At 46.3% G+C, this 25,379-nt stretch carries 31 protein-coding genes; 13 read left to right on the top strand and 18 right to left on the bottom strand.

The window, feature by feature from the left end; translation table 11 throughout:
• Positions 1 to 7: 7 nt before the first annotated feature.
• From rpmJ to rplQ, 6 genes are all read left to right on the top strand, one after another.
• Positions 8 to 124, top strand: coding sequence for a 50S ribosomal protein L36 (rpmJ, locus tag XMD579_RS02220; RefSeq protein ID WP_007021200.1), 117 nt, complete (start codon positions 8 to 10; stop codon positions 122 to 124).
• 144 nt (positions 125 to 268) lie between these two features.
• Positions 269 to 625 (top strand): 30S ribosomal protein S13, encoded by a 357-nt coding sequence (gene rpsM, locus XMD579_RS02215; protein ID WP_173480329.1) that lies wholly within the window; start codon positions 269 to 271, stop codon positions 623 to 625.
• A gap of 19 nt (positions 626 to 644) precedes the next feature.
• Positions 645 to 1,034: a 30S ribosomal protein S11 gene (rpsK, locus tag XMD579_RS02210; protein ID WP_173480330.1), complete on the top strand. Its 390-nt coding sequence runs from the start codon at positions 645 to 647 to the stop codon at positions 1,032 to 1,034.
• Positions 1,035 to 1,054: 20 nt separating this feature from the next.
• On the top strand, positions 1,055 to 1,675 hold the full coding sequence (rpsD, locus tag XMD579_RS02205; RefSeq protein ID WP_173480331.1) for a 30S ribosomal protein S4: 621 nt from the start codon (positions 1,055 to 1,057) through the stop codon (positions 1,673 to 1,675).
• A gap of 22 nt (positions 1,676 to 1,697) precedes the next feature.
• A complete protein-coding gene (gene rpoA, locus XMD579_RS02200; RefSeq protein ID WP_173480332.1) occupies positions 1,698 to 2,702 on the top strand; it encodes a DNA-directed RNA polymerase subunit alpha in 1,005 nt (334 codons plus the stop codon).
• Positions 2,703 to 2,735: 33 nt separating this feature from the next.
• The gene (gene rplQ, locus XMD579_RS02195) at positions 2,736 to 3,116 is read left to right on the top strand and encodes a 50S ribosomal protein L17 (RefSeq protein ID WP_173480333.1); all 381 of its coding nucleotides are present in this window, start codon (positions 2,736 to 2,738) and stop codon (positions 3,114 to 3,116) included.
• Here the strand turns inward: rplQ and XMD579_RS02190 are convergent.
• The 15 genes from XMD579_RS02190 to paaG form a co-directional block, all read right to left on the bottom strand.
• The gene (locus XMD579_RS02190; RefSeq protein WP_254443729.1) at positions 3,113 to 3,508 is read right to left on the bottom strand and encodes an iron-containing alcohol dehydrogenase; all 396 of its coding nucleotides are present in this window, start codon (positions 3,506 to 3,508) and stop codon (positions 3,113 to 3,115) included. The genes rplQ and XMD579_RS02190 overlap by 4 nt on opposite strands.
• The gene (locus XMD579_RS11330) at positions 3,459 to 3,686 is read right to left on the bottom strand and encodes an iron-containing alcohol dehydrogenase (protein ID WP_371731426.1); all 228 of its coding nucleotides are present in this window, start codon (positions 3,684 to 3,686) and stop codon (positions 3,459 to 3,461) included. Before XMD579_RS11330 ends, XMD579_RS02190 begins: the two co-directional genes overlap by 50 nt.
• 57 nt (positions 3,687 to 3,743) lie before the next feature.
• Positions 3,744 to 4,751 (bottom strand): TRAP transporter substrate-binding protein, encoded by a 1,008-nt coding sequence (locus tag XMD579_RS02185; protein WP_173505744.1) that lies wholly within the window; start codon positions 4,749 to 4,751, stop codon positions 3,744 to 3,746.
• Positions 4,752 to 4,845: 94 nt separating this feature from the next.
• Positions 4,846 to 6,174, bottom strand: coding sequence for a TRAP transporter large permease (locus XMD579_RS02180; protein ID WP_173480335.1), 1,329 nt, complete (start codon positions 6,172 to 6,174; stop codon positions 4,846 to 4,848).
• Between the two features lie 12 nt (positions 6,175 to 6,186).
• The gene (locus XMD579_RS02175; protein WP_173480336.1) at positions 6,187 to 6,717 is read right to left on the bottom strand and encodes a TRAP transporter small permease; all 531 of its coding nucleotides are present in this window, start codon (positions 6,715 to 6,717) and stop codon (positions 6,187 to 6,189) included.
• Positions 6,714 to 7,172 carry a DUF3237 domain-containing protein gene (locus tag XMD579_RS02170; RefSeq protein ID WP_173480337.1) on the bottom strand — a complete coding sequence of 153 codons (459 nt, stop codon included), beginning with the start codon at positions 7,170 to 7,172 and terminating at the stop codon, positions 6,714 to 6,716. The genes XMD579_RS02175 and XMD579_RS02170 overlap by 4 nt, the downstream gene beginning before the upstream one ends.
• A 118-nt stretch (positions 7,173 to 7,290) precedes the next feature.
• Positions 7,291 to 9,348: a phenylacetic acid degradation bifunctional protein PaaZ gene (gene paaZ, locus XMD579_RS02165; RefSeq protein WP_173480338.1), complete on the bottom strand. Its 2,058-nt coding sequence runs from the start codon at positions 9,346 to 9,348 to the stop codon at positions 7,291 to 7,293.
• 28 nt (positions 9,349 to 9,376) lie between these two features.
• Entirely contained in the window at positions 9,377 to 10,453 is a 1,077-nt protein-coding gene (gene paaE / locus XMD579_RS02160; protein ID WP_173480339.1) for a 1,2-phenylacetyl-CoA epoxidase subunit PaaE, read from the bottom strand.
• A gap of 14 nt (positions 10,454 to 10,467) precedes the next feature.
• Positions 10,468 to 10,986, bottom strand: coding sequence for a 1,2-phenylacetyl-CoA epoxidase subunit PaaD (paaD, locus tag XMD579_RS02155; protein WP_173480340.1), 519 nt, complete (start codon positions 10,984 to 10,986; stop codon positions 10,468 to 10,470).
• Complete coding sequence (paaC, locus tag XMD579_RS02150; RefSeq protein ID WP_173505743.1) at positions 10,973 to 11,734, bottom strand: 1,2-phenylacetyl-CoA epoxidase subunit PaaC; 762 nt, start codon at positions 11,732 to 11,734, stop codon at positions 10,973 to 10,975. The genes paaD and paaC overlap by 14 nt, the downstream gene beginning before the upstream one ends.
• Before the next feature lie 8 nt (positions 11,735 to 11,742).
• Complete coding sequence (paaB, locus tag XMD579_RS02145; RefSeq protein ID WP_173480342.1) at positions 11,743 to 12,024, bottom strand: 1,2-phenylacetyl-CoA epoxidase subunit PaaB; 282 nt, start codon at positions 12,022 to 12,024, stop codon at positions 11,743 to 11,745.
• 14 nt (positions 12,025 to 12,038) lie between these two features.
• Complete coding sequence (paaA, locus tag XMD579_RS02140) at positions 12,039 to 13,028, bottom strand: 1,2-phenylacetyl-CoA epoxidase subunit PaaA (RefSeq protein ID WP_173480343.1); 990 nt, start codon at positions 13,026 to 13,028, stop codon at positions 12,039 to 12,041.
• Between the two features lie 119 nt (positions 13,029 to 13,147).
• On the bottom strand, positions 13,148 to 14,455 hold the full coding sequence (paaK, locus tag XMD579_RS02135; RefSeq protein WP_217364075.1) for a phenylacetate--CoA ligase PaaK: 1,308 nt from the start codon (positions 14,453 to 14,455) through the stop codon (positions 13,148 to 13,150).
• A gap of 27 nt (positions 14,456 to 14,482) precedes the next feature.
• Positions 14,483 to 14,938 carry a hydroxyphenylacetyl-CoA thioesterase PaaI gene (gene paaI / locus XMD579_RS02130; protein ID WP_173480345.1) on the bottom strand — a complete coding sequence of 152 codons (456 nt, stop codon included), beginning with the start codon at positions 14,936 to 14,938 and terminating at the stop codon, positions 14,483 to 14,485.
• Positions 14,939 to 14,940: 2 nt separating this feature from the next.
• Positions 14,941 to 15,732 (bottom strand): 2-(1,2-epoxy-1,2-dihydrophenyl)acetyl-CoA isomerase PaaG, encoded by a 792-nt coding sequence (paaG, locus tag XMD579_RS02125; RefSeq protein ID WP_173480346.1) that lies wholly within the window; start codon positions 15,730 to 15,732, stop codon positions 14,941 to 14,943.
• 158 nt (positions 15,733 to 15,890) lie between these two features.
• Between paaG and paaX the strand changes: the two genes are divergently transcribed.
• Positions 15,891 to 16,814: a phenylacetic acid degradation operon negative regulatory protein PaaX gene (paaX, locus tag XMD579_RS02120; RefSeq protein ID WP_173480347.1), complete on the top strand. Its 924-nt coding sequence runs from the start codon at positions 15,891 to 15,893 to the stop codon at positions 16,812 to 16,814.
• 26 nt (positions 16,815 to 16,840) lie between these two features.
• Here the strand turns inward: paaX and XMD579_RS02115 are convergent, their stop codons facing one another.
• The 3 genes from XMD579_RS02115 to XMD579_RS02100 form a co-directional block, all read right to left on the bottom strand.
• Complete coding sequence (locus tag XMD579_RS02115) at positions 16,841 to 17,038, bottom strand: hypothetical protein (protein WP_173505741.1); 198 nt, start codon at positions 17,036 to 17,038, stop codon at positions 16,841 to 16,843.
• Between the two features lie 39 nt (positions 17,039 to 17,077).
• Positions 17,078 to 17,356, bottom strand: a complete 279-nt coding sequence (locus tag XMD579_RS02110) for a hypothetical protein (RefSeq protein WP_173505607.1) — start codon at positions 17,354 to 17,356, stop codon at positions 17,078 to 17,080.
• A gap of 559 nt (positions 17,357 to 17,915) precedes the next feature.
• A complete protein-coding gene (locus XMD579_RS02100) occupies positions 17,916 to 18,518 on the bottom strand; it encodes a transferase hexapeptide repeat family protein (protein WP_173480350.1) in 603 nt (200 codons plus the stop codon).
• 82 nt (positions 18,519 to 18,600) lie between these two features.
• Here XMD579_RS02100 and XMD579_RS02095 point away from each other — a divergent pair, with 82 nt between their 5' ends.
• From XMD579_RS02095 to pcaF, 6 genes are all read left to right on the top strand, one after another.
• Positions 18,601 to 19,401, top strand: a complete 801-nt coding sequence (locus XMD579_RS02095; protein WP_173480351.1) for an enoyl-CoA hydratase-related protein — start codon at positions 18,601 to 18,603, stop codon at positions 19,399 to 19,401.
• Between the two features lie 398 nt (positions 19,402 to 19,799).
• Positions 19,800 to 20,204, top strand: a complete 405-nt coding sequence (locus XMD579_RS02090; RefSeq protein WP_173505740.1) for an alpha/beta fold hydrolase — start codon at positions 19,800 to 19,802, stop codon at positions 20,202 to 20,204.
• 21 nt (positions 20,205 to 20,225) lie between these two features.
• The gene (locus XMD579_RS02085) at positions 20,226 to 21,767 is read left to right on the top strand and encodes a 3,4-dehydroadipyl-CoA semialdehyde dehydrogenase (RefSeq protein ID WP_173480353.1); all 1,542 of its coding nucleotides are present in this window, start codon (positions 20,226 to 20,228) and stop codon (positions 21,765 to 21,767) included.
• On the top strand, positions 21,767 to 22,549 hold the full coding sequence (locus XMD579_RS02080; protein WP_173480354.1) for an enoyl-CoA hydratase-related protein: 783 nt from the start codon (positions 21,767 to 21,769) through the stop codon (positions 22,547 to 22,549). Before XMD579_RS02085 ends, XMD579_RS02080 begins: the two co-directional genes overlap by 1 nt.
• Positions 22,550 to 22,553: 4 nt before the next feature.
• Positions 22,554 to 24,104 carry a 3-hydroxyacyl-CoA dehydrogenase gene (locus XMD579_RS02075; protein ID WP_173505739.1) on the top strand — a complete coding sequence of 517 codons (1,551 nt, stop codon included), beginning with the start codon at positions 22,554 to 22,556 and terminating at the stop codon, positions 24,102 to 24,104.
• A gap of 14 nt (positions 24,105 to 24,118) precedes the next feature.
• Positions 24,119 to 25,321 (top strand): 3-oxoadipyl-CoA thiolase, encoded by a 1,203-nt coding sequence (pcaF, locus tag XMD579_RS02070; protein WP_173480356.1) that lies wholly within the window; start codon positions 24,119 to 24,121, stop codon positions 25,319 to 25,321.
• The last annotated feature ends 58 nt before the right edge of the window (positions 25,322 to 25,379 follow it).

Below are 25,379 nucleotides of genomic sequence, written 5' to 3'. Positions count from 1 at the left end.
GTGAATTATGAAAGTACGCGCATCTGTTAAGAAAATTTGCCGTAACTGTAAGATCGTACGTCGTAACGGTTCCGTTCGCGTGATCTGTAAGGTTGAACCTCGTCACAAGCAGCGTCAGGGTTAATCCTAAGCTGTAAACGAGGCGGAAGGGTGCATGGGTTGATTTAATAATAATCAACCCGTATAATTGCGCGCCTTCCACGAACTGAATGTAATTTCGTACCCAGTTCTTGCTGGAAGCGAATAATTAACTAATGGAGTACATTGAATGGCCCGTATAGCTGGCGTCAATATTCCTGACAACAAGCACGCGGTAATTTCACTGACTTACATTTATGGAGTCGGCCGCACAACTGCACAGCAGATTTGTGACACAGTAGGTATCGATCCAACGACTAAAGTTGGCGATCTTTCTGAAGAGCTACTCGACAATGTTCGTGGTGAAGTTACTAAGTTGACTGTTGAAGGCGACCTTCGTCGTGAAGTCAACATGAATATTAAGCGTCTTATGGACCTTGGTTGTTTCCGTGGTATCCGTCACCGTCGTAATCTACCGGTGCGCGGACAGCGTTCTAAAACTAACGCACGTACCCGTAAGGGCCCACGTAAACCGATCCGTAAGTAAGCGATAGGAATTACTAACTATGGCTAAGCCGAGTAATCGCACACGTAAAAAAGTTAAAAAGCAAGTTGCGGATGGCCTTGCGCACATCCACGCTTCTTTTAACAACACCATTATTACTATTACCGATCGTCAAGGTAATGCTCTTTCTTGGGCAACTTCTGGAGGCTCTGGCTTCCGTGGTTCTCGTAAGAGCACGCCGTTCGCTGCACAGGTTGCTGCTGAACGTGCTGGTCAAGCTGCACTAGAGTACGGCTTGAAAAACCTAGACGTGTTTGTGAAGGGTCCTGGACCAGGTCGTGAGTCTGCAGTGCGCGCACTGAACGCTTGTGGCTACAAAATCGCAAACATCACGGATGTGACACCTATTCCACACAATGGTTGTCGCCCTCCGAAGAAACGTCGCGTTTAATCTGGAGACGGTAAGTAATTATGGCTCGTTATATTGGACCTAAGTGCAAGTTGTCTCGCCGCGAAGGCACTGATCTCTTTCTTAAGAGCGGTGTTCGCGCACTAGACAGCAAGTGCAAGGCTGAAACTGTACCTGGCGTACACGGCGCTCGTCGCGGTCGTTTGTCAGACTACGGTCTACAGCTTCGTGAAAAACAGAAAGTTCGTCGTATCTACGGCGTACTAGAAAAGCAATTCCGCGGCTACTACAAAGAAGCAGCACGTCGTAAAGGCGCAACAGGTGAAAACCTTCTGCAACTTCTTGAAAGCCGTTTGGATAACGTTGTATTCCGCATGGGTTACGGCTCTACACGTGCTGAAGCACGTCAGATCGTTTCTCACCGCTCAATCACTGTTAACGGTGAAGTAGTAAACGTTGCTTCTTATCAAGTAGCAGCGGGCGATGTGGTTGCAGTACGTGAAAAAGCTAAAAACCAACTACGTATTAAAGCGGCGTTGGAACTGGCTGCACAGCGTGCACCGGTAGAGTGGGTTGAAGTTGACTCTGCAAAAATGGAAGGCACTTTTAAAGCCATGCCAGAACGCGCAGAACTACCAGCTGAGATCAACGAACAGTTGATCGTCGAACTTTACTCTAAGTAATTTTTAATTAAACGGTGGAACTATGCAGAGTTCAGTAAATGAGTTTCTAAGCCCACGTCACATCGACGTACAGGAGATTAGCAAGACTCGCGCTAAGGTTACATTGGAACCTCTAGAGCGTGGCTTCGGTCACACCTTGGGTAATGCGCTGCGCCGTATCCTTCTATCTTCTATGCCAGGTTGTGCAATTACAGAAGTAGAAATCGACGGTGTTCTGCATGAGTACAGCAGCATCGAAGGTGTTCAGGAAGATGTCATTGAGATCCTCCTGAACCTTAAAGGTGTTGCGATCATCATGCACAACGGCGACGAAGCGGTGCTGACAATCAACAAGTCGGGTCCTGGTGCAGTTACAGCTGCAGATATCCAGCTAAACCAAGACGTTGAAATCGCTAATCCGGAACACGTGATTGCTACGCTAACTAGCGCTGGCAGTCTGAACATGCGCCTAACTGTTTCCCGCGGTCGCGGCTACGTACCTGCTGATGCTCGTACTAGCGAAGACGATGAGACACGTGCTATTGGCCGTCTGCAGCTAGACGCTAGCTACAGCCCAGTACTACGTGTTTCTTACGCAGTTGAAGCTGCGCGTGTTGAACAGCGTACAGACCTAGACAAACTGGTTATCGATATTGAGTCTAACGGCACAATCGATCCAGAAGAGTGCATCCGTCGTGCGGCAACGATTCTGCAGCAACAGCTAGCAGTATTTGTTGACCTTGAAGATGCAAGCGAACAAGCGAAGTCTGAGCCAGCAGAGCCAGAGATCGATCCAGTACTTCTTCGTCCTGTTGATGATCTTGAGCTAACTGTGCGTTCCGCGAACTGTTTGAAGGCTGAGCAGATCTACTACATCGGTGACCTAATTCAGCGCACCGAAGTTGAACTGCTAAAAACTCCGAACTTGGGTAAAAAGTCACTTACAGAGATCAAAGACGTTCTTGCGTCTAAAGGTCTGTCACTAGGTATGCGTCTTGAGAACTGGCCACCAGCTTCTCTTAAAGGCGACGACAAAGTGGCTTCTTAAGTCGACTTAGCTAAGTTTTAAAGGATAGATAAGATGCGTCATCGTAAATCTGGTCGTCATTTGAACCGTACCAGCTCACACCGCAAAGCGATGTTCAAGAACATGGCAGTTTCTTTGATCGAGCACGAATTGATCAAAACAACTCTGCCAAAAGCTAAAGAACTTCGTTCTGTTGTTGAGCCACTAATCACATTGGCGAAAAACGACTCTGTTGCTAACCGTCGTCTGGCTTTTGCCCGTACACGTAGCGATGCAGCAGTAGGTAAACTATTCAACGAACTGGGTCAGCGTTACGCTACTCGCCCAGGCGGCTATGTTCGTATCCTTAAGTGCGGTTTCCGTGCTGGTGATTCGGCTCCAATGGCTTACGTAGAACTAGTTGATCGTCCAGTTGCTGAGTCTTCTGAAGACTAAGCACTGTGTTGATCCATAAAAAACCCGGCTTGTGCCGGGTTTTTTGTTTCTAGCGCGCCGCTTCTAGTATCTCTCGACTTGCTTGTAGATCGATCTTTTGATGTTCTCCCAGTGCTGTCATACCATACTCTTTCTGCGTATTGCAGTAGCTTCTCTCGTTTTGACTCTTTTTGGTGGGTCATTAGGCTTGGTAGAACGATGGCAAGTGTTTGGGCATGATCTAAACCATGTTCTGCTGTGATTTCATGGCTAATCATGTGTGTCACCCATTCCTGAGGTACACCGGCGCCAATCAAGGCGTTCAGAGCCATTGTCGCCGACCAAATAATATTTGCTCTTACCTCATAGTTTTCTGGCTCCTGTAGCGCGACGGCTAATGACCGCGTTACCATTTGACTCCGATCCTGTTGCCGGCAGAGTCAACACTGCTCCAATAGGGAGTGCTGTTTGTGCTGCTCTTCCACCGCTTCTTACAATTTCCCATGGATCAACAGTTGGATTCGCGATACCAGCAGCGATTAATTTAGAACCGTCCAGTACGCTGCCACCACCGACTTTATACCTATTTATAATACGTCGAGCACAAAAAAGGGAAGCATATGCTTCCCTTTGATTATTTAGAACAGATTACTTTTGGTAGTTACGGAACGCTTCAAGAGCGGCTTTTGCATCGACACCGCGATCGGCTACCGATTCCATCCACATTGCGTCAAGACCCTTCATAGTGTTACGCATGTCTGCAGCGAGTTTTTCGTAGCTATCAACCATATGGATGTTAGTACCTACCTCTTTTGCATGCGTCATGCCGATCGCATTCATATCCTGCCATGTCTTACCTTGCATTCGAGATAGATTTTCACCTAGAGCTGCACGGATTGCTTCAGCATCTTTTGGATCTAGATCTTCCATGAATTCCTGGTTAGCTACGAAGCTGAACACAGTGGTGTAAAGCGCTGTTGGGAAGACGGTTAGGTGGTCAGTGACTTCATCCAGTTTAAAGAACTTGTGTTCACCAGCTGGAAGGAAGGTACCATCAACAACACCTTGCTGCAGCTTCTCGTAAGAGCTAGGCGCTGAACCGCCGACAGGGGTCACTTCCAAGCGTGCAGCTAGTTCATTGACCATACCGCCGCCAAGACGGATCTTTTTACCCTTGAGGTCGTCTAAGCTGTTGATACGGAATTTAGAGTGGATAATGCCAGGTGCGTGTACCCACATGCCTAGTAGTTCTAGGCCTTCGTATTCGTTGGCATCAGCAAAATACTCTTGCTGCACCTTCCATAATGCTACAGATGCATCTTCTGCATCCGACATTTCACCTGGGATTTCAGCAACACCGGTTAAAGCAAAGCGACCTGGCGTGTAAGCGTTTACACCCCAAGAGGCATCAATGATGCCATCTTCTACTGACGAGTAGATTGTCTTTGGGTGACCTTGGAAGTTTTCGATAACAACCTTAACGCGGCCTTCAGTTGCCTCTTCAACCATCTTTTTGAACTCTGGCATCGCAACAGAGTTTTGTGGGTGAGTAGGTGGTAGCCAAGTCGCAACACGCATGGTTGTTTCAGCCATTGCGTTCATTGAGATTGCAGCGCCTACCGCTAGGCCGATTGCTTTAAGTTTTAGGTTGGTCATGTTTATTGCTCTCATTTTAAATGGTTATTTTTATAGTAAAAAAACAGTAAAAGTTATTTTAGGGATGACTTCCACTGCACCTTAGTCGAAACTGTTAACGATATAGCAGATCCGGCAAGAATAGGGTGATCGGTACAAAAGCGACGATCAGTGCTAAGCGTACAATGTCGGCACACCAGAATGGTGTTACGCCTTTAAAGATCGTGCCGGTTTTAATGTCTTTGAGAACAGCGCTGAGGACAAATACGTTCATACCCACCGGCGGTGTAATCAGACTGATCTCTGTCACTACAACCACCACGATGCCATACCAGACAAGATCGAATCCTAGGCTATCAATCAACGGGTAGAACACAGGGACCGTTAGCAGCAGCATTGATAGGCTTTCAAATACCATTCCCAAAAGAATGTAGATGCAAAGAATAACGATAATGACGGCCATGGGAGAGACATCAAGCGACTGCACAAACTCAAGAAGCCAAACGGGTAGACCGGCACGGTTGATGAAGTCAGAGAAGATCAATGCGCCGATGATCACGGCAAATAGCATGGTCGATGTTCGAACGGTATCCGACAGTACTTCGTAGGTTTTCACCAGATTGAGTTGTCCACGAAGTAGGGCGATCAAGAATGCGCCTGCCGCACCAATACCGGCTGCTTCGGTAGGCGTAAAGACGCCTAAGTAGATACCGCCCATTACGATCGTGAACAGCAGAAGTACACCCCAGATGCCTTTCAGTGCCTGCATGCGTTCTGCCCAGGTGAATTTCTCACCGGCTGGGCCCGATTTAGGATTGCGCATAACGACCCAGCGCACAGCTAACATGTAAAGAATGACGCCTAAAAGACCTGGTATAAAACCTGCCGCAAACAGTTCGCGGATACTGGTCTCTGTCAGTAGGCCGTAAATAACAAGGATGACTGACGGTGGTATCAGAATGCCAAGTGTACCGCCCGCTGCAATGGATGCGGTTGCAAGTGAATCGGCATAACCAAACTTACGCATTGGTGGCAGTGCAACCTTGGCCATGGTCGCCGACGTTGCTAGGCTGGAGCCACAAATAGCAGAGAAGCCACCACACGCAACAACCGTAGACATGGCGAGACCGCCGCGACGATGACCCAAAAAAGTATAAGCGGCGTTGTATAGCTCTTGAGACAGGCCTGAGCGAGTGACAAAGTTACCCATTAATATGAACAGAGGGACTACTGAGAGAGAGTACTCCTGTGCCGTCTCAATGACACGGTTAGAAGCCAAAGTCAGTGATGCTTTCCAACGGAAGTCGAAAAGGTTATCAAGAGTTAGGCCCTGTAAAATAGCGAAACCAAAGAACCCGACGATCGCCATCGCAAAGGCGATGGGCATTCGGATGACTAGAATTAAAAAGATAAGGAGCGCGAAGCCTATAATTACTGCGGTCATCGTGATAAATCCTTAATGCTTCTCTTTGTATATACGATAGATGCCATAGGTGATCATACCCAGTGCAGTGAACCAACTCATGACGGCGATGTACTCAATTAGATAGCCTACTGGTAGTTCCAAGTATTCTGTTACCTCGCCTCGGCGCAGTTTTCGTGCACCCAGTTGCCAAATACGTACACCGACAACGTAGAAGGAGGTTGAGATCGCCAGTGCCGAAAACATAGCCAGAATACGCACGATTTTGTGGCCAAGCGTTGAATCCAGTAGGTCCACTAAAATGTGTCCACCGCGCCAGGTTACAACAGGCATTTCGGCGAAGATAATGATGGCAAGACCTAGTTGGGTGATCTCAAAAGCACCATCAACCCCATTGTTGAAGAGATAACGGCCGAAGACATCGGCAACGGTCAACATCATTAAAAAGAAGAGGCCACAAGCCGCTATGACTTCTAAGCCAAAAGCGATCCATCTAAAAGGGCCGGGCTCTGGGTAGTGTTGATCAAGCCACTCCGCGCGGCTAAGGGTTGTCTCGTTACTCATATGACCTCAAAAAAATCGATCTCTACACAGTCAGGCTTTCGAACACCCGTGCCGATAAACAGACGTTCCGTAATCCACTGAAAACGTTCGGCACTGGTTTCAAAAATAGGGGTACACTTGAAGTAGACTTCGCTTGGATCGACGGGGATTCCATCGATGATCTTTTGTGTTACTTCTGGATCAGCAGCGCGCAGTGCTCGATTCTGTACAAATATGGTCTCGCCATCATCCGACTCAAGCACATAACGTGCATCCAGTTCGGCTAATCTTGGTGAAACGATACGTTGAAAGTCAGCACCACCAGTTAAAACACGGCCATTCCAGCCATTACCTTGAACGGTGCCACCTGTAATCGGAATCACTCTGCGCGTGCCGAATTGTGCTGCACCTATCTCCTGGGGTGCAGCAATTTCAACACGAAGTGATGCGAAGTGCTTTAAATGTGGAATATCCATTAACGCTATACTCTACTTATTATCTGGAGTTTTTGGATACGAAGCTTATTGTTTAGGAGTACAACATATCACGTGTCGTCTCTAAATCTATGCACTTTTCCAACTAATTCACAAAAAATTATGGCTTTTGCGATTTTTGAACAAGGGTCAGGATATCGTAGCTTGCGACAAGCTCGCCGTTTTGATTTACGACTTCGACATCCCAAGAGACAACGCCGATAGCATCGCCCTTGTTGTTGACTTTACCTTGATCAATTTTCGTCTTACATGTGATTCTGGCTTGTATGGTATCGCCGATACCAACAGGGTTTACGAATCTGAGTGTGTCTAATCCATAGTTGGCGAGGACAGGCCCTACACCCGGATCAACGAATAGGCCAGCGGCCGCTGAAAGCACAAAATAGCCATGAGCGATGCGTTTCTCGAACATGGAGTCACAGGCCGCTTGCTCATCGAAGTGCATGTAAAAATGATCGCCTGAGAGGCATCCAAAATTAACAATATCAGCTTCTGTAACCGTTCTTCTGTGAGTTAATAGAGTCTGACCGATCTCGAGCTCATCGAAATGGTAACGGAATGGATGAAGCGGTTTTTCGATTTTGTCTGCGCCACGAACATATTGGCCTGTCACCGCCATCAACATCGTTGGTGATCCTTGAACAGAAGCACGTTGCATGTAGTGTTTAACCGCTCGAATTCCGCCTAACTCTTCACCGCCGCCAGCTCGACCTGGTCCGCCATGTTTAAGCATGGGTAACGGTGACCCGTGACCAGTAGATTCTTTTGATGAACGTTCGTCCAAAATGTGAACGCGTCCATGCCATACAGCCAGTTTAGGTACTACCACGCCTGCGATGGCAGGATCTTTAGTGGTTAATGTGGTCACCAAAGAGCCTTTGCCGCGTGCGGCGAGTGTGCAAGCGTGATCAACGTCTCTGTACGGCATCAGTGTGCTTACAGGTCCAAAAGGTTCAATATCGTGAGCACCCCCCTCTGCGTCTGGAGAAGTGTTTAGAAGCAATGTAGGTTCAAAAAACGCGCCCTTTTCAGCGCCTTCTCCAACGGGTTTGCACTCTGCACCTCTACCCAGAAGCACGTCGCTGCTGGTCATCAAAATCTCTAGTTTTTCTTGTACATCACGCTGCTGATCTATTGAAGCAAGGGCTCCCATTCGAACACCTTCAATCGATGGATCACCTAAAGTCGTTTTACCCAGTCTCTGTGTTAACGCACCTGAAACCGGTTCGATAAGATGCTCTGGGACTAGGATACGACGGATTGCAGTACATTTTTGTCCTGCTTTGACCGTCATCTCACGCGCCACCTCTTTAACAAAAAGCTCGAATTCCGCATCCTCTGGTGTCACATCAGGTGCTAGGATCGCACAGTTTAATGAGTCTGCCTCTGCATTGAATGGAATAGAGTGATTTAGAATGTTCGCATTGCTTTTTAACATCAGAGCGGTGTCTGCAGAGCCGGTAAAGGTTACGATGTCTTGAGAATCAAGTCGATCCAACAGGTCACCTGTAGACCCTATGATCAGTTGTATAGATCCTAATGGAAGCAGATTAGATTGATGCATCAGCTTCACGCACGCCTCGGTTAAGTAAGAGGTTTGCGAGGCAGGTTTAACGATAGCGGGCACGCCAGCAAGAAAATTGGGGGCGAATTTTTCTAACATTCCCCAAATAGGAAAGTTAAATGCATTGATGTGAACCGCAGCACCTTGCTTCGGAACTAGGATGTGGCTGCCAAAAAATTGTCCGACCTTACCCAGTTGGACAGGATCTCCCTCGTGAAGTGTATTGCCAGAGGGGAGTTCATTACGCCCCATGCTTGCATAAGCAAACAGTGTTGCAATACCACCTTCTATATCGATCCAGCTGTCATTTCTTGTAGCACCAGTATGAGCAGAAATCTGATAAAGAGACTCTTTGTGCTCCATCAGATATTTGCCTAGGTTTCTCAACACCGTGGCTCGTTGTTGAAAATCGAGAGCCAACAGACTTTTGTGACCAATCGTCTTTGCGTAGTCCAGACTTGAACTAAAATCTATTGCTTCAGAGTGAGTAGAAAAGACGGCATCACCATTAATTGCACTATTGAGTGTTTGATGAGCATTCTGACCAATCCATTGGCCTGCGATGAAACTTTGAACGATTGGTGTTGATGTCATGATAAATCCGTTTATTGATTATAGTTTTTTATATTTGATCGAAATCTAGAACGACTTTGTCGCTTACTGGGTACGATTGACAGGAGAGTACGAACCCCTCTTTGACCTCATAGTCTTCAAGCCCGATGCTAACATCCATCTCAACCTGCCCCTCAACCACCTTGCATTTGCAGGTTGAACAGACGCCTGCTTTACAAGAATAGGGAAGTTCTGCCCCTTGTTCGTTAGCTGCATCTAGGATGTTTTGCGTGTTCTGCGCAAGATCAAACTGCTTAACATGCCCATCGCGCATGATTTCAATGCTAGATAGGTGTGTTGCACGCTCAGCAGCTTCTGTTCTCTGTGCTCTTTTTTCACTGCCCTGAGTCGTTCCGAAGAGCTCAAAATGAACGTTTTGCTTCGCGACTCCCGCTTTAATAAGTGATTCACTCACGGTTTCTGTCATTGATTGAGGACCACAAATAAAGATATCCGTTAATCGCTTAACATCGATCCATCTAGAGAAGAGGGCTTCACATTTCTCTGCGTCGATATGACCGTTATAAAGGTCTATGTCCTGTTGTTCGCGACTGAAGATGAAGATGAGATTTAAACGTCCCATGTAACTGTTTTTAAGATCTTCCAATTGATCTTTGAACATGGTGGAACCCGTCGCTCTGTTGCCATATATCAGTGTGACGTGGCTTTTTGGCTCCGATCTCAAAATGGTTTTTACCTGCGATAGAATAGGTGTGATACCGCTGCCTGCTGCCACTAAAAGATAGTTACCTGAGTGCTCTTCATTAAGATCGGTATAGAAGTGCCCCATGGGTTCCATGACATCAATTTCATCCCCAATTGCCAACTGATCATTGGCAAAGTTGGAGAACAAACCGTCAGGCACTCGCTTTATAGCAACTCTAAGCTCGTTGTCATGGACACCACTGCAGATTGAATAAGAGCGGCGTACCTCTTCGTTATTGATGTTAGCTTTTAATGTTAGGTATTGACCTTGATTAAATCGAAAACGTTCCTGAATCTCGCACGGTACTTCGAAAGCTAACGAGACTGAGTCGCGTGTCTCTTCTGTGCGATCAGCAATTTTTAAACGGTGGAAGTTGCTCATTTTATCTCCCTGGCCTAGATGCATTTGAAGTAATCAAATGGTTCTAGACAGTCGTTACATTGGTACAGCGCTTTACACGCTGTGGAACCAAATTCTGTAATCTCTTTGGTATTGGTACTATCACAAACTGGACAAGGAATCGCTTGATCGAGTTGTGGCTTGTCAGCACTGCCGATGGGCGGTGCTATGCCATACTCTTTTAAACGGAGTCGACCGCGTTTTGTAATCCAGTCTGTCGTCCAAGCGGGTGCAAGTCTTTGCTCAATGGTGACGGCGTTGAACCCCGAATCTTCAAGGGCTCGTTTAGCGCTCTGTTCAATGTGCTCAGTGGCTGGACAACCGGAATAGGTTGGCGTTAAAACGACTTGTAATAGTCCACCAACGGGTGTGATTTCGCGAACAATACCCAAGTCAGTAAGACTCACAACCGGTACTTCCGGATCCATGACTTCATCCAGAACTGACCAAGCTAACTTAATTGACTCTTCTGTCAGCTCAGGTCGATCAGTTGCAATCAACTCACCAGCTTGCATTCGGGTATGCTCGTTGTAAAAACTGCATCTCAGCTAAGATAAAACCAAGGCTTTCTGTATGCAGACCCTTAGCTCCACTGAGGTAGTTGTTATCAGCAGCCTCAGGTTGCATCAGTGTTGCTTCAGTTAATGTCTTTGAGATGATCGCGTGCCAATCACTGCAAAGATCATTTACACCTGGTGCAATACCAGATGAATCCAATGTCTTGAACAGTTCGCACGGCTTGGCTAGCTCGAATGTGAAATGCCAGATTTTGTCTAATGCGGATTGCATGCGTTCGTGGCTTTCAGAAGTGCCGTCGCCCAGTCGTTTTATCCATTCACTCGAACGACGGATATGATAACTAGACTCTTTAAGGGACTTAGCCGCGATGCCCGCTATTTTCTCATCAGATGAACTACACAGTTTTTCAAGAAGAGGATAGTGCCAAGCATCAAATAGAAACTGCTTAGCCATCGTCATCGCAAAGTTACCGTTTGGCTGTTCAACAATTAGAAGATTTCTGTACTCGCCTTGGTCTCTCAGGAAGACCAGATCGTCGGCTGTGCGACCATCACCAATACGTTCAGCGGCATACTCTAACCAGTTACGCGCTTGTCCGACTAGATCAAGGCCGACATTCATCAATGCGACTTCTTCTTCAAGAGCGGGTGCTCCTCCAACAAGTTCACACAGACGCTGGGCCTGTATCATGGCGCTATCGCCAAGTTGAAGCAGAAGTTCCGTTGTATCATCAAAACGTTTCATAGGGGCCTCTACATGTGTCCAACTTCATCAGGCAGTTTGTAAAAGCCAGCATGTCGGTAAATTTTGTCATCGGATGGATCGAATAACGCCTCTTTTTCATCCGTTGCTGTGGCCGTTATCGATGCAGATGGTACGACCCAAATACTCACTCCCTCGTTGCGTCGTGTATATAGATCGCGCGCGTTCTCGATAGCCATCTCAGAATCCGCGGCATGCACACTCCCGACATGCTTATGGTTTAGGCCGTGTTTACTTCGGATAAACACTTCAAATAGGGTCCAATCAGCCATAGTAGTTCTCCAAATTAAGCAGCATTACGCTGTTGTTTTTTGTTGGCGTAAGCAACAGCAGCTTCACGAACCCAAGCGCCTTCATCAATCGCCTTTTTACGCTGGGCAACACGCTCTTTATTACAAGGGCCGTTACCTTTGAGTACTTCGAAGAACTCTGTCCAATCGATTTCGCCATATTCCCAATGTCCGGTCTCTTCATTAAATTTTAGATCAGGGTCAGGCGCAGTACAGCCTAGAATTTGCAGTTGTGGAATGGTTTGATCGATAAAACGCTGGCGCAACTCATCATTTGAGTGACGTTTGATTTTCCAAGCCATTGATTGGGCGCTATTGGGTGAGTGAGCATCGGATGGCCCAAACATCATCAGTACAGGCCACCAGAAACGGTTAATGGAGTCTTGAACCATCTCCTTTTGAGCGTCGTTTCCTTCGCGCATAAGGTGCAGAAGAATTTCATAGCCCTGGCGTTGGTGGAAACTCTCCTCTTTGCAGACTCGGATCATTGCTCGAGAGTAGGGTCCATAAGAGGTTCTTTGCAAAGGTACTTGGTTCACTATGGCCGCACCATCGACAAGCCAACCAATGGTTCCCATATCAGCCCAGTTCAAAGTAGGGTAGTTGAAAATACTGGAGTATTTCGCCTTGCCCTCGTGCATTTTTTGGACCTCTTCATCACGATCAGCGCCCAGTGTTTCCATAGCACTGTAGAGGTACAGACCATGCCCGGCTTCATCTTGAATTTTGGCCATCAATTGCAACTTTCGCTTCAGTGTGGGTGCGCGAGTAACCCAGTTACCCTCAGGCAGCATGCCCACGATTTCTGAATGCGCATGTTGTGAAATTTGACGTATCAGTGTTTTCCGGTATGCCTCTGGCATCCAGTTCTTAGGTTCAATCTTTATTTCCGCGTCAATACGAGCCTGAAATGCCTGTTCTTCTGATGACATCTCTGTAGTTGATTTGACACTTTTAACACCGGTTTCAACCATCTGTGCGTACATAACAGACCTCTCTATAAGTGATTCAAGTCATGATATCAAAAGCGACACTAAAAAATAACAAATATTTATTTTATGTATCGCATTTGGGCTCAAGTTCACACGATATTGCGTGTGTTCATTTATCTCTCATCAAATACGCGCTGTGCTTTACCTTCTGAACGAGTTATGGACCCTATGTCTCGAAGTTGAACACCGATACTGATGCCGACTGACGATTTTACATGATGCTTCAATGCCGCGATTTGTTGAGCCGTTGTCTCCTCAGGTTGTTGAGCAAACTCTGGACGTAACTCTATATGAACCATCATGCTATCCATGTTTCCTTCGCGGTGCAGGTGGATTTCGTAATTTTCCGAGAATTGCGGAACTTTACAAACCTCTTCCTCAATTTGAGTAGGAAATACGTTTACACCGCGAATGATCATCATGTCATCACTACGGCCGGTGATTTTATCGATTCGACGCATAGGGCGAGCGGTACCCGGAAGAAGCCTTGTCAGGTCTCGCGTTCGATAGCGCAGCATAGGCAAAGCTTCTTTGCTCAGGGTTGTGAAGACTAATTCACCAAGCTCACCATCGGGCAGTACTTCACCGGTTTCAGGGTTAATAATCTCGGGGTAGAAGTGATCTTCCCATACTGTGGGTCCATCCTGTGTTTCGCCACACTCTTGTGCTACACCTGGTCCCATGATCTCTGAGAGACCGTAGATATCGGTAGCCGTGATGCCAAGACGTCGCTGCATGGAAAGACGAAGATCATTTGTCCAAGGCTCAGCACCAAATATCCCGAGTTTTAGACTCAATTGATGTGGGTCGATACCCTGTCTCTCCATCTCATCGGCAATATTGAGCATGTAAGAGGGTGTGACCATAATGATGTCAGGATTGAAATCCCTAATTAAGCGAACCTGCTTTTCTGTCTGTCCACCGGACATAGGGATGACAGTACAGCCAAGCCGCTCTGCACCATAGTGGGCGCCTAGACCACCCGTAAATAGACCGTATCCATACGATACATGAACCTTATCGCCCGGTTTTCCTCCTGCCGCACGAATCGATCGTGCTACGAGATTGGCCCAGTGATCGATATCATTTTTAGTATAACCCACCACAGTTGGATTACCTGTTGTGCCACTTGAAGCATGAAGTCGCACGATCTGATCCATGGGCGTTGCAAACAACCCAAATGGGTAGTGGTCTCTCAAGTCACTCTTGGTGGTAAATGGGATAATAGATAAATCATCCAGTGTTTTGATGTCTGAAGGGTGTATACCTTTATCATCAAAGCGCTTTTTGTATAGAGCGACATTATCATAAGCGTGAGATACGCTTTTCTTTAAACGATCTAGTTGTGTGGCGCGAAGCTCATCAATACTGGCCCGTTCCATCGGGTCCAGTTGATCTGGTGTGAAAGAGGTATCAACCATCATTGCTTAATTCCTTTTAAAATCTTGTTATGAGTGCTCACTTTCCGGAAGAACAGTTCCTTTTAAGGCATAGGATTTGCCTCTAAAAATCGCAATTAATTTATTATCTTGATTACGTATCTCAACATCATAATTACCCGTACGCCCTGATCGACTTCTCTCTTGTGCAGTTGCAGTTAAATGATCACCCATCAAACCAGGTGCAACGTAGTCGATGCTGCAACCTATCGCAACGCAGGGCTGATTGTAGGTATTACAGGCGAGTGCAAAGGCTGAGTCAGCCAGTGTGAACAGATAACCACCATGACATGTATTGTGGCCCTGTACCATAAAGTCTTTAACGAACATCGACATAGAGGCTTGACCAGGTGACACGCTGCTCATCTTCATTTCAAGATGATTGGTTGCAGTATCACGGGAATAGAGCTCCTTTGCGCAGGCTTCAGCAAGCTCTTGTGCTGTTTGAGATCTTGAATCCTTCATAATTAGCAACCTTTATAGTCAGGCTGGCGCTTTTCAATGAAGGCGTTAACACCCTCTTTATAATCATCTGAATTGCCAAGACGGGTCTGTATGTCTCGTTCAACGTCCAATTGATCCTCAAGAGAATTGTTAAAGCTTAGGTCCAGTGCCTGCTTTGTTTTAGTCAGCGCAAGTGTGGGTTGTGTCGCCAGTTGCTTTGCGAATGCGATCGACTCTTCATGAAGGAGGTCATCATCAACGGCTTTAAATATAAGGCCCCAATTAACGGCTTGTTCGGCACTCAAAGGGTTCCCAAGCATAGCGAGTTGCTTCGCACGTGCCAGGCCAACCAGGCGAGGTAATAGCCATGTGCCGGCTGAATCGGGTATCAGACCTATCTTACAAAAAGCTTGAACAAACTTAGCGGATTTAGCCGCGATAACGAAATCACACGCCAGTGGAATATTGGCACCTGCGCCTGCTGCGATGCCATTGACTGCACAAACGACGGGTTTTTCCATGTGGTAGAGACGTTTTACAGTGTTGTTGTAGTAGGACTCAATCACATTTCCGAGATTTGGCATTGGCTCAGCAGGCTTTACCATCGGATCAGAGAGATCCTGACCAGCACAGAAAGCACGTCCAGCACCGGTTAAATAAACAGCTCTTACTTGAGAGTCCTTGGCGGCTGAATCCAATGCTAAATGCAGCGAATGGTGCATTGCTTCATTAAAACTGTTTAAAGTGTCTGGTCTATTGAGTGTAATCATAGCTACACCCTCAGACACCTCATATATGATATCGGTTAAATTCATTACTTAGACTCGTGCTATTGTCGTTATTAATTAATGCACAGAAATTAAGTACCCGTGTACTGGATACTTTGTTAACGTATCTAAATATGCCGTAAAAAAAGATACAATTCAAATTATGTTTTCTGTATTTTCGTATCGCTTTATTTGGAAATAGATTAATGCAACAAACCTTATGCGCCGATTTGTGCATCCAGCGCTTTCAATCTCAAACACCTCTCAGGGTTCCTTCTCTTATTATTAGTGTTTGGGGAGATTCGATTGTTGCCCATGGCGGGGAAGTATGGCTCGGAAGTCTTATTCGACTTTTGGAACCCTTTGGTATCAATGAACGTTTGATGCGAACATCCGTTTTTCGCCTGACCCAAGAGGGCTGGCTCCTATCCCATAAAGTGGGCCGCAAAAGTTTTTATCGACTAAGCCCTGATGGTGAGTACCGTTTTAGAGCAGCGTTTAATCGCGTCTATCGGCTGAATGTCCCTCAGTGGCAAGGAATTTGGACGTTATTGCTAATCTCCGCTCTAACTGCAGATGAGAAAAAGTCGCTTTCAGATGAGTTATCACTCTGTGGTTTTGGTTCGCTCAGCCACTCTGTACTCGCGTCATCTCACGCTGATCTCAATGAGGTTAAATCAATACTCAGAGAGAAGGGATTTGCTGACAGAGTGGTTCTTTGCGAATCTCAAGTAACTAATGAGAGTAAACAAGCACTCCGCAATTTAATTTGGCAGGGCTGGGGACTTCAGTCTTTAAATGATACCTATATTAACTTTGTCGATTTTTATCAGTCCCTGACGGCCTCTGCAATCGCGGCTCAACTCAAAGACCCCAAAACGGCTTTTATCACTCGAACGCTAATGATTCATGAATATCGAAAACTAGCATTAAGAGACCCTAACCTGCCGGATTTGATACTCGGGAGTCGCTGGCTTGGTAATGAAGCGCGCGCTTTGTGTGCCTCGTTGTATAAACAGCTCACACCAGCAGCTCACCAATGGCTTATCAGTGAGTTAGAGGGTAGGCAGGGTAACTTACCGCTGGCATCCGAAGAGTTCTTAAGCAGATTCGGCGGTTTAGAAATCTAAAAATTGAAAAATCTACAATCAAGTCATTAGATTCTAATGACAGCATCTTCATCTAAAGAGTAGAGCTTTTTTACCTCTTCTGAACGCTCAGTTAGGCATACTCTCTGGTTTATGTAGCCTTTATCAGTTATTTCACCTGTTTTTAGGTTGGGCGGCGTATCTAAGATAAGCAGTGAACAGATGTGTTGGGAAGAGCCTGAGTGATCATTTTTAAACTCTTTCATCCGTCCGATTATCATCTCTTTTACGGCAGGAATGTTAGCTCACTCATGAGGTGCGAGGTTTTCAGCTTCTGCACCAGCGAGTTCTCTGAGGGCTGGTGTAATAAAACCTAATGCACCGACAGAGTCCTCATTGTGACCACATATGACAAAATCCTGGAAATAAGGACTGAGTTTGCTTGCCAATGCTGGTCGAAGAGTTCCCACGGACACCCAAGTTCCTGTGGTTAGTTTAAAGTCTTCGGTGACGCGACCGTCGCTCAGGATCGATAAACTTGCCTGCGTCTTCAATTTTGTAAAAGCAACCTTCATCAAAAGCATCTTTTGTCTTTTCAGAGTTGTTTCGATATCCAGGAAAAATAGATGGCCCTTTAACTCTCATTTCCAATTTGTCGCCGGAGGGAACGAATTTAAGAACTATCCCAGGTAATGGAAGTCCGAGATTACTTGTTTTGTCCATTTCAAAGTGGATGCTAGTGATGGCCGGAGCCGTTTCAGTGGCACCCCATGACGACGTGAAAAAGGATAAGTCGCCTCGAACACAAAATGCCATTTCTCACATTCTGTTCCACGCATCTATTAAAAGACAGCTCACAAAACGAGAATTAGATTTTCTCTATTGGGCAGCTAGAGGTTGTAAAGCAGAAGAGTCGTCTAAAAACCTTGGTCTTAAACCAGAAACGGTCAGCAGTCTCAGCAACATGGGGAACAGGTTATTTTTCAGCACAGTCCATGAAGTTGATGCCTTGATCCATTGAGTATTGGATCTGCTCGTGGGCATCTGCTTCACTGTTCTGCTCACCTCAAGTCATAGTGCCTAGGCAGAGCTTGGAGATCTTTTTTCAATCAATGCGGGTTAGTGACATGTTTAGTTACTTAACTACTTAACGGTGTCCTGTTTTGGTAAGACCTTCTCACCAATGCTGATCGTTTTTCTATTTGGCTCTGCTTCTGTGAGTGGCTTTACTTCCACGCATGATTTGAGAGACTCTTTCGCCAGTGCAATATAAGCCTCAGTGCCTTTGTGTTTCCAAGCCAACTCTTGCTCTGATAGTTCGCGCACTACTTTAGCGGGTGTTCCCAGAATCATCGAACTCTCAGGAAAAGAGTCTCCTGTTTTTACAAAGCTGTGAGCACCGACAAAGCTTCGAGCACCGATTTCGACTTTATCCATAACGGTAGCGCTCATACCTACCAGTACACCCTCGCGGATGGTGCATCCATGCAATATTGCACCGTGCCCTATGTGGCCATAATCCTCGACAATGACCGTGATATCTTGGAAGCTGTGGACCACTACGCAGTCTTGGATATTGACACCCTTACCTAGTTTGATGGCTCCAAAATCACCTCGCAGGCTTGCCAGAGGTCCTACATAGCAATCTTCACCAATGTGTACATCACCCAAAACGACAGCTGTTGGATGAACATAGGCGCTAGGGTGAATGACGGGTGTGACACCTGCTAATTGATAGATGGGCATGTTACTTTACCAATATTATTTTGATTGAATTTGTAATATATTGCATGTCTGGTTTTATTGATAGTCAGCTTAAAGCTTTGGTATGGATACTCTAGAAAATTTTAATAGCGATCGTTTTCCGTCGCTTAATCTTTCACTTCATGGATCCGTGTTATTGATTCAATTCAATAGACCTCGTGAGCTCAATGCGTTATCGACTGATATGTTGGGTCAAATAGCGACGTGTTTGGTCGAGGCGGATGCTGATACTAACATTTCAGTGATGGTTCTAACCGGTAATGAACGAGCTTTTGCTGCGGGTGCTGATATTGATGAGCTGCAACGTAAAACAGGCGCGGACGTAGCTACCGATCCGCGAAATCAACACTGGGCAGCCATACGACAGTTGCAAAAGCCTTTACTCGGGGCCGTGAACGGCTTTTGTTTGGGTGGCGGTAATGAGTTGGCTATGCTGTGTGATTTCTTGGTAGCAGGCAATAATGCTAAGTTCGGGCAGCCTGAGGTTAATCTTGCTATCTTGCCGGGTGCAGGGGGGACCCAAAGGCTTGCTACCCTTGTTGGAAAGGGGAAAGCGATGCGTTGGTGTTTAACGGGCGAGTTTATTGAGGCCAATGAGGCTCTCTCTTGTGGTTTGGTAACTGAAGTTTGTTTACCCGAGCTAACGGTCGAAAAGACTTTGGATATTGCTACCTTGATCTCAACCAAAGCGCCACTTGCAGTTATCGAAAATAAGAGAGCTATTAAAGCAGCCGTTGATCTGCCACTTGATGCAGGTTTGGATGCTGAGCGCTCATCATTTTCTCGTCTTTTAGATACTGAAGATAAGCTAGAGGGTATTTCTGCTTTTAAGGAAAAACGACGCCCTAACTATCAGGGGAAATAATAATATGAAATATATTGCATCGACTTATCTCAAGGATAATGCAATATATAGCCTATAACAATATACAAAATAGGCTTCCTGCTCTAACCGACCCCCTCAACTCAGAGTTTTCCTGTGACAGTGAATGGTTTTCTGAACTCAAAATAGACCCTAACTTTGTCCCAACGTTTAAAGAGTTTCTTGGTAAAGTACCGACGTTATAAACTCTGATTGTAACAGGATCAGAGTCCTTGGATGGATGTGCTTCGGTGGCTGATATAGAAGCAAAAAGCTCCGACTCATTTGTAGGGCCTATGTCGACCTGTGATGATCCCTGTTTTTCGTTGTACTCATCAGGTTCGACTGGTGCAACCAAGGGTACGGTTCATATTCACTCCTCCATCATTTAAACGGCGGAATTGTTTGGCAAGGGCGTTCTTGATCTTCAGCAGGACGAACCTGTTTATGTAGCAAGTATCGAGAAGGCCCGTGACGCTTATGAGTCAGGCGGTCTTCGTAAAAGGTTGGCTCGTTACCAAGATGACAATGTTGACTGCGCCTTTTGGGGATGGAATAAGGCTTGGCTTGAGCCAGACTTTCTCGATTTTAATATCGAGTCCTACTTGGCGTCGATCCGAGTGCCTTTGCTCGTTGTTCAAGGTGATCTAGATGAGTATGGGACTCTTGAGCAAGTTGATGCTATTGTCTCACAGGCCGTTTCTAGATCTGGGTCATTAGTCATCCCAAATTGTTGTCACTCTACCCATAGAGTTGCACCGGAGCAATTAATTGCTGCGATAAAAGAATTTAAGCACAGTTTATAAGACGTTAAGGAGTAAATAACCATGCGAATGATGAGTTACCTATTAGGTGAGTGGCAAGATAACGGTAGCACCGCAGCAGAAGTTCATTGTGCGTTGGATGGCTCAGTAATGGGTAGCATCGCAGGTTACGAGGTCAGTGGGGGTGACATTCTCGACTTTGCTCGAACAGAGGGTGGTACAGCACTGCGTGGCATGACCTATTTAGAGCGTGCCGGCCTATTGAAACAGATAGGCGCTGTTCTGGGTGAGAACAAAGAGGAGTACGCTGAACTCAGCGCGAAAAATAACGGTGCCACCGCAATGGATACATTTCTAGATGTGGAAGGCGGTATCGGTACATTAAAATACTACGCTTCACTGGGTAAGAAGCTTGGTGATCGTAAATGGATTGCAGATGGTGAATTGGTACAGCTCACAAAAGATGAGAACTTCAGGGCGATTCATGTAAAGACGCCACTGCGAGGTGCTGCTGTTCACATAAATGCATTCAATTTCCCAGCATGGGGCATGCTAGAAAAGCTCGGTGTTGCGCTTCTGTCTGGTGTGCCCGCGGTGGTTAAACCAGCGGCTGTCTCTTTGCCGGTTGCATGGGCCATGGCGCGCGATATTGTTAATGCAGACATTCTTCCTAAAGGTGCATTTAGCTTTTTGGCGGGAGGTGGTCGAGATTTAATGGATCACATTACATCGGCAGACGCGGTAGCGTTTACAGGTTCAGCGGATACCGCGGCCATGCTTGCATCGAACCCAAGGGTTATCAGTGAATCAGTTCGATTCAATGCCGAAGCCGATAGTATTAATTCATCCATCCTTGGACCCGATCTTACTGAAGGTTCAGACGGATTTAAGTCATTTATTCACGAGGTCTCTAAAGAGATGACGATTAAGTCGGGGCAAAAATGTACCGCTGTTCGTCGTATCTTTGTGCCTGCTTTGGAGTTAGAGGCTGCGAAGGAAGCGTTGGTTGCCAAGCTTTCTAAAGGAAAACCAGGTAACCCAATTAATGAAGGTGTTACTTATGGTCCATTAGTCAGTGCGGCGCAACAGATAGCGGCAGAAGAGAGTGTCAAAACACTGCTAAGTGAGACAGAGATCGCTTTTGAGGGTGATATTGGAACATTAGATGGCGAATCATCTGGTTTTTACGTCACGCAGAAACTATTGGTATGTCAGGATCCTAAATCAGCTACTCAAGTACACGAGACAGAAGTGTTTGGCCCTGTTGCAACACTGATGCCTTACAGTAGCGAAAAGGAACTTTTCGAGTTGGTGCGCCGAGGTGGAGGTTCATTGGTGAGTTCAATCTTCACTAACGATGATCAATTTGCAATGAACGCAGTGGTCGAGCTCGGCTCGACTCATGGGCGTCTTTTGATTGTTGACGACAGTATTAGTCGCGGCCACTCAGGTCATGGCAGTGTTATGCCGATGTGTGTTCACGGTGGCCCGGGTCGTGCCGGCGGTGGTCAAGAATTAGGTGGTTTACGAGGATTAGACTTCTATCATGTGACAACAGCTGTGCAGACTAATTTAGCGCGTGCAGCTGCGTTAAGAGGTGAGTGATGTCTTTGTCAAATAACTATGAATGTCTTCAAGTTACTGAGACGGATGGTGTTGTTGAATTAAAATTGAGCCGACCTGACAGACTCAATGCGTTCAGCAAAACTATGCACGCAGAGTTAAAAGTAGCTCTTAAAGAGATTGAGCGTTTTGAGTCGTTACGCTGTCTCATTTTGACAGGGCAGGGTCGTGGCTTCTGTGCTGGGCAGGACCTTGAGGAGCGTCGTATTCCTCAGGGAGAACCGAAGCCTGATTTAGGGGACTCTCTAAAAAATACCTACAGTCCTCTGGTTACTAGATTGAGAAATCTGCCTGTTCCAGTTATCGCTGCAGTTAATGGTGTCGCTGCTGGAGCTGGTGCATCGCTCGCGCTAGCTTGTGACATTGTTATTGCAAAGAAACAGGCAAAGTTCACGTTTCCTTTCAGTCATCTAGGTTTGGTGCCTGATGCTGGTGCAACAGCTACGCTTGTGAGGAATGCCGGTCAGGCTAAAGCAATGGCTATTACCATGCTCGGTGAGGTTGTTACGGGTGAAGAGGCGGCTGAATATGGACTCATCTGGAAAGCGGTAGAAGAGGATCAGTTCTCATCAGAGGTGAATAATATTGTTTCCAACTTAAAGGGTAAGCCTCGGTTGGGCTTGGAACTCATTAAACGTAGCCTCTACCGCGCTTTTGATAATGACTTTGCCGCTCAACTGGAACTGGAAAGTCAATGTCAGAAGCTAGCCGGTCGCAATCCGGAATTTTGGCAGAAAGTTCATCAATTTTTAGATAAGAAGTAATGATATGACCACACAATACAAAACGGTTGACCAAATTAAACAGGTGGGCGTAGTTGGTGCAGGCACTATGGGTGCAGGAATCGCTCAGGTCGCTTCTCAAGCTGGTTTAGATGTAGTGCTCTTTGACTTGAGTGAATCGGTACTCGAGGCTGCAAAAGCGAATTTAAAAAAATCGATGGATAAGCTGGTGTCACGCGGTAAATTCAGTGAGGAAGATGCTCAGGGCATTTGCGATCGAATTTCCTACGTCAATGATATCAACTCTATGGAACGGGCCGATCTGGTTGTAGAAGCCATTGTTGAGCGTTTGGACATTAAGCAACAGCTGTTTCAACAACTGGAGTCGATCTGTTCAGACCAAACTATTTTAGCAACTAATACCTCCTCAATCTCAGTGACTGCTATTGGATCGGCGTTGAAAGATCCTGCTCGCTTAGCAGGTCTGCACTTTTTTAATCCTGCACCTATTATGAAGTTGGTTGAGGTGATTCATGGCTTGGCGACCGACGCTAATGTTGTTGAAACATTACTTGCACTGTCTAAGCAGTGGGGCAAAGTAGGTGTGGCTGCTAAATCCTCGCCAGGTTTTATTGTTAACCGAGTAGCACGTCCTTTTTACGCTGAAGGTCTTCGAATGGCTGAAGAGGGTGTTACTGAACCTGAGCGAATCGATCTTTTATTAAAAGAAGCCGGCGGTTTTCGTATGGGGCCTTTCGAGTTGACTGATCTTATTGGGCAGGACGTTAACTACGCAGTGACGAGCTCAGTATTTGAATCTTACTATTTTGATCCTCGATTTAAACCATCGCTCATGCAAAAAGAGTTAGTTGATGCCGGTTGGCTTGGACGTAAGAGTGGTCGTGGCTTTTATCAGTACCCTGAGGGTAAACAGTTAGTCCCAAACCTTGAGTGGGATGATATCCGTTTTGGTGGGTTCTTTAATATCAGCAGTGCTGTGGTATCACCCGCGATTAAGTCGCTTATTGATAGAATTAAGGCGCGTGGAATAGATATTCCTACCGAGACTGAAGGTGATGAGGGCGAAATCGTGTTTGCTAACGGCGCAACACTGGTTTTGACGGATGGTCGCACAACCCTAGAGCGTTCTCTGGCTGAAGATAATCGCAACATTATTCAAATGGATCTCGCTATCGACTATTCGACATGTGAATCTCTAGCGCTATCAACACATCCTGAAATGCCTGAAGAGGTTTGGGCCGAAGTCTATGCAATGTTTGATTTCTTGGGTGTCAAAACTCGGGTTATAAAGGACTTGCCGGGTCTGATAGTGATGCGAACAGTCGCTATGCTTATTAATGAAGCGTCTGATGCGCTTCATTTAGGAATTGCTGATGCCACTGGAATAGATGCTGCTATGCAGGCAGGTGTTAACTATCCGACCGGTCTATTAGCATGGGCCGATAAGCTTGGCACCAGTTTCGTAGCCGATGTGTTGAATAACATCAGCCTATTTTATGGCGATGATCGTTACCGAGTATCGCCTGCGCTGCTCCAGCGTGCATTCGTAAATGCCCCTTTTCATCAGATTGATTAAATAAGGATATAAAAATGACTGAAGCTTTTATTTGTGCAGCAAAACGCTCTGCTATTGGTCGTTACGCTGGTTCACTGGCCACCGTTCGTCCTGATGACTTGTTAGCTCAGGTTATTAAAGCAACTCTGGCTGAGGTTCCTTCTTTAGATACTGCGTCGATTGATGATGTGCTGATGGGCTGTGCCAATCAGGCGGGTGAAGATAATCGAAATGTTGCTCGCATGTCAGTATTGCTCTCTGGTTTGCCCACATCGGTTCCTGCGTCAACCATCAACCGCCTATGTGGTTCTGGTTTGGATGCCATTGGTACGATGGCTCGAGGCATTAAAGCCGGTGAGCTCAATATTGCTCTTGCCGGTGGCGTCGAATCGATGACGCGAGCTCCCTTTGTTATGGGTAAGTCTGAAACTTCTTATGGGCGCTCTCAAATTTTAGAAGACACCACGATGGGGTGGCGATTTACTAACCTTTCGCTTAAAGCGATGTATGGCGTTGATACCATGCCACAAACGGCTGATAACGTAGCTGCTGAATATGGTATCAGCCGCGAAGAGCAAGATTTGTTTGCATTTAACAGTCAGGCTAAAACGGCGGCTGCTCAAAAAGCGGGCCTTTTTGCTGATGAGATTGTACCAATCGAAATCAAAGACCGTCGCGGCAACATTAGTTATTTTGATGTCGATGAGCACCCACGTGAATCAACACTCGAGAAGTTAGCTCAATTAAGAACAGTCAATGGTGGTGATGGTTCGGTAACTGCGGGCAACGCTTCTGGCATAAATGATGGCGCTTGTGCCGTGCTGCTGGCCAGTGAATCAGGTGCCGTTGCTAACGGGTTAACACCTCGAGCGCGTGTTGTTGCTATGGCAACCGCTGGTATAGATCCTCGAATCATGGGTGTTGGCCCAATCGAAGCAGTCAATAAAGTACTAAAACTATCGGGTCTATCATTGGATCAAATGGATCTTATTGAGTTAAACGAGGCCTTCGCTTCTCAGGCATTGGGCGTATTGAGAGGACTCAATATTGATCCCAATGATACTCGACTTAATCCTCAGGGTGGTGCTATCGCGTTGGGTCATCCACTTGGCATGAGCGGTGCACGTCTTGTCACAACTGCTATGACTCAGCTTGAGCGTAGCGGAGGTAGATATGCACTGTGTACCATGTGTATCGGTGTGGGGCAGGGTATTGCTGCCATTATCGAGCGAGTTTAGCGTATTTGATGACCTAGAGTTCCGGTTTCATTTCCATTATCAGAAATTCGTTCGTCAC

The sequence above is a fragment of the Marinobacterium sp. xm-d-579 genome (assembly GCF_013282935.1).
Classification (GTDB): domain Bacteria; phylum Pseudomonadota; class Gammaproteobacteria; order Pseudomonadales; family Balneatricaceae; genus Marinobacterium_E.
This window is presented reverse-complemented; position numbering and strand designations above follow the sequence as displayed.

Bases quoted from the DNA above. Each gene is read 5' to 3' on its own strand.
- rpmJ (WP_007021200.1), top strand. From the start codon at position 8: ATGAAAGTACGCGCATCTGTTAAGAAAATTTGCCGTAACTGTAAGATC.
- rpsM (WP_173480329.1), top strand. From the start codon at position 269: ATGGCCCGTATAGCTGGCGTCAATATTCCTGACAACAAGCACGCGGTA.
- rpsK (WP_173480330.1), top strand. From the start codon at position 645: ATGGCTAAGCCGAGTAATCGCACACGTAAAAAAGTTAAAAAGCAAGTT.
- rpsD (WP_173480331.1), top strand. From the start codon at position 1,055: ATGGCTCGTTATATTGGACCTAAGTGCAAGTTGTCTCGCCGCGAAGGC.
- rpoA (WP_173480332.1), top strand. From the start codon at position 1,698: ATGCAGAGTTCAGTAAATGAGTTTCTAAGCCCACGTCACATCGACGTA.
- rplQ (WP_173480333.1), top strand. From the start codon at position 2,736: ATGCGTCATCGTAAATCTGGTCGTCATTTGAACCGTACCAGCTCACAC.
- XMD579_RS02190 (WP_254443729.1), bottom strand. From the start codon at position 3,508: ATGGTAACGCGGTCATTAGCCGTCGCGCTACAGGAGCCAGAAAACTAT.
- XMD579_RS02185 (WP_173505744.1), bottom strand. From the start codon at position 4,751: ATGACCAACCTAAAACTTAAAGCAATCGGCCTAGCGGTAGGCGCTGCA.
- XMD579_RS02180 (WP_173480335.1), bottom strand. From the start codon at position 6,174: ATGACCGCAGTAATTATAGGCTTCGCGCTCCTTATCTTTTTAATTCTA.
- XMD579_RS02175 (WP_173480336.1), bottom strand. From the start codon at position 6,717: ATGAGTAACGAGACAACCCTTAGCCGCGCGGAGTGGCTTGATCAACAC.
- XMD579_RS02170 (WP_173480337.1), bottom strand. From the start codon at position 7,172: ATGGATATTCCACATTTAAAGCACTTCGCATCACTTCGTGTTGAAATT.
- paaZ (WP_173480338.1), bottom strand. From the start codon at position 9,348: ATGACATCAACACCAATCGTTCAAAGTTTCATCGCAGGCCAATGGATT.
- paaE (WP_173480339.1), bottom strand. From the start codon at position 10,453: ATGAGCAACTTCCACCGTTTAAAAATTGCTGATCGCACAGAAGAGACA.
- paaD (WP_173480340.1), bottom strand. From the start codon at position 10,986: ATGCAAGCTGGTGAGTTGATTGCAACTGATCGACCTGAGCTGACAGAA.
- paaC (WP_173505743.1), bottom strand. From the start codon at position 11,734: ATGAAACGTTTTGATGATACAACGGAACTTCTGCTTCAACTTGGCGAT.
- paaB (WP_173480342.1), bottom strand. From the start codon at position 12,024: ATGGCTGATTGGACCCTATTTGAAGTGTTTATCCGAAGTAAACACGGC.
- paaA (WP_173480343.1), bottom strand. From the start codon at position 13,028: ATGTACGCACAGATGGTTGAAACCGGTGTTAAAAGTGTCAAATCAACT.
- paaK (WP_217364075.1), bottom strand. From the start codon at position 14,455: ATGGTTGATACCTCTTTCACACCAGATCAACTGGACCCGATGGAACGG.
- paaI (WP_173480345.1), bottom strand. From the start codon at position 14,938: ATGAAGGATTCAAGATCTCAAACAGCACAAGAGCTTGCTGAAGCCTGC.
- paaG (WP_173480346.1), bottom strand. From the start codon at position 15,732: ATGAATTTAACCGATATCATATATGAGGTGTCTGAGGGTGTAGCTATG.
- paaX (WP_173480347.1), top strand. From the start codon at position 15,891: ATGCAACAAACCTTATGCGCCGATTTGTGCATCCAGCGCTTTCAATCT.
- XMD579_RS02115 (WP_173505741.1), bottom strand. From the start codon at position 17,038: ATGAAAGAGTTTAAAAATGATCACTCAGGCTCTTCCCAACACATCTGT.
- XMD579_RS02110 (WP_173505607.1), bottom strand. From the start codon at position 17,356: ATGCTTTTGATGAAGGTTGCTTTTACAAAATTGAAGACGCAGGCAAGT.
- XMD579_RS02100 (WP_173480350.1), bottom strand. From the start codon at position 18,518: ATGCCCATCTATCAATTAGCAGGTGTCACACCCGTCATTCACCCTAGC.
- XMD579_RS02095 (WP_173480351.1), top strand. From the start codon at position 18,601: ATGGATACTCTAGAAAATTTTAATAGCGATCGTTTTCCGTCGCTTAAT.
- XMD579_RS02085 (WP_173480353.1), top strand. From the start codon at position 20,226: ATGCGAATGATGAGTTACCTATTAGGTGAGTGGCAAGATAACGGTAGC.
- XMD579_RS02080 (WP_173480354.1), top strand. From the start codon at position 21,767: ATGTCTTTGTCAAATAACTATGAATGTCTTCAAGTTACTGAGACGGAT.
- XMD579_RS02075 (WP_173505739.1), top strand. From the start codon at position 22,554: ATGACCACACAATACAAAACGGTTGACCAAATTAAACAGGTGGGCGTA.
- pcaF (WP_173480356.1), top strand. From the start codon at position 24,119: ATGACTGAAGCTTTTATTTGTGCAGCAAAACGCTCTGCTATTGGTCGT.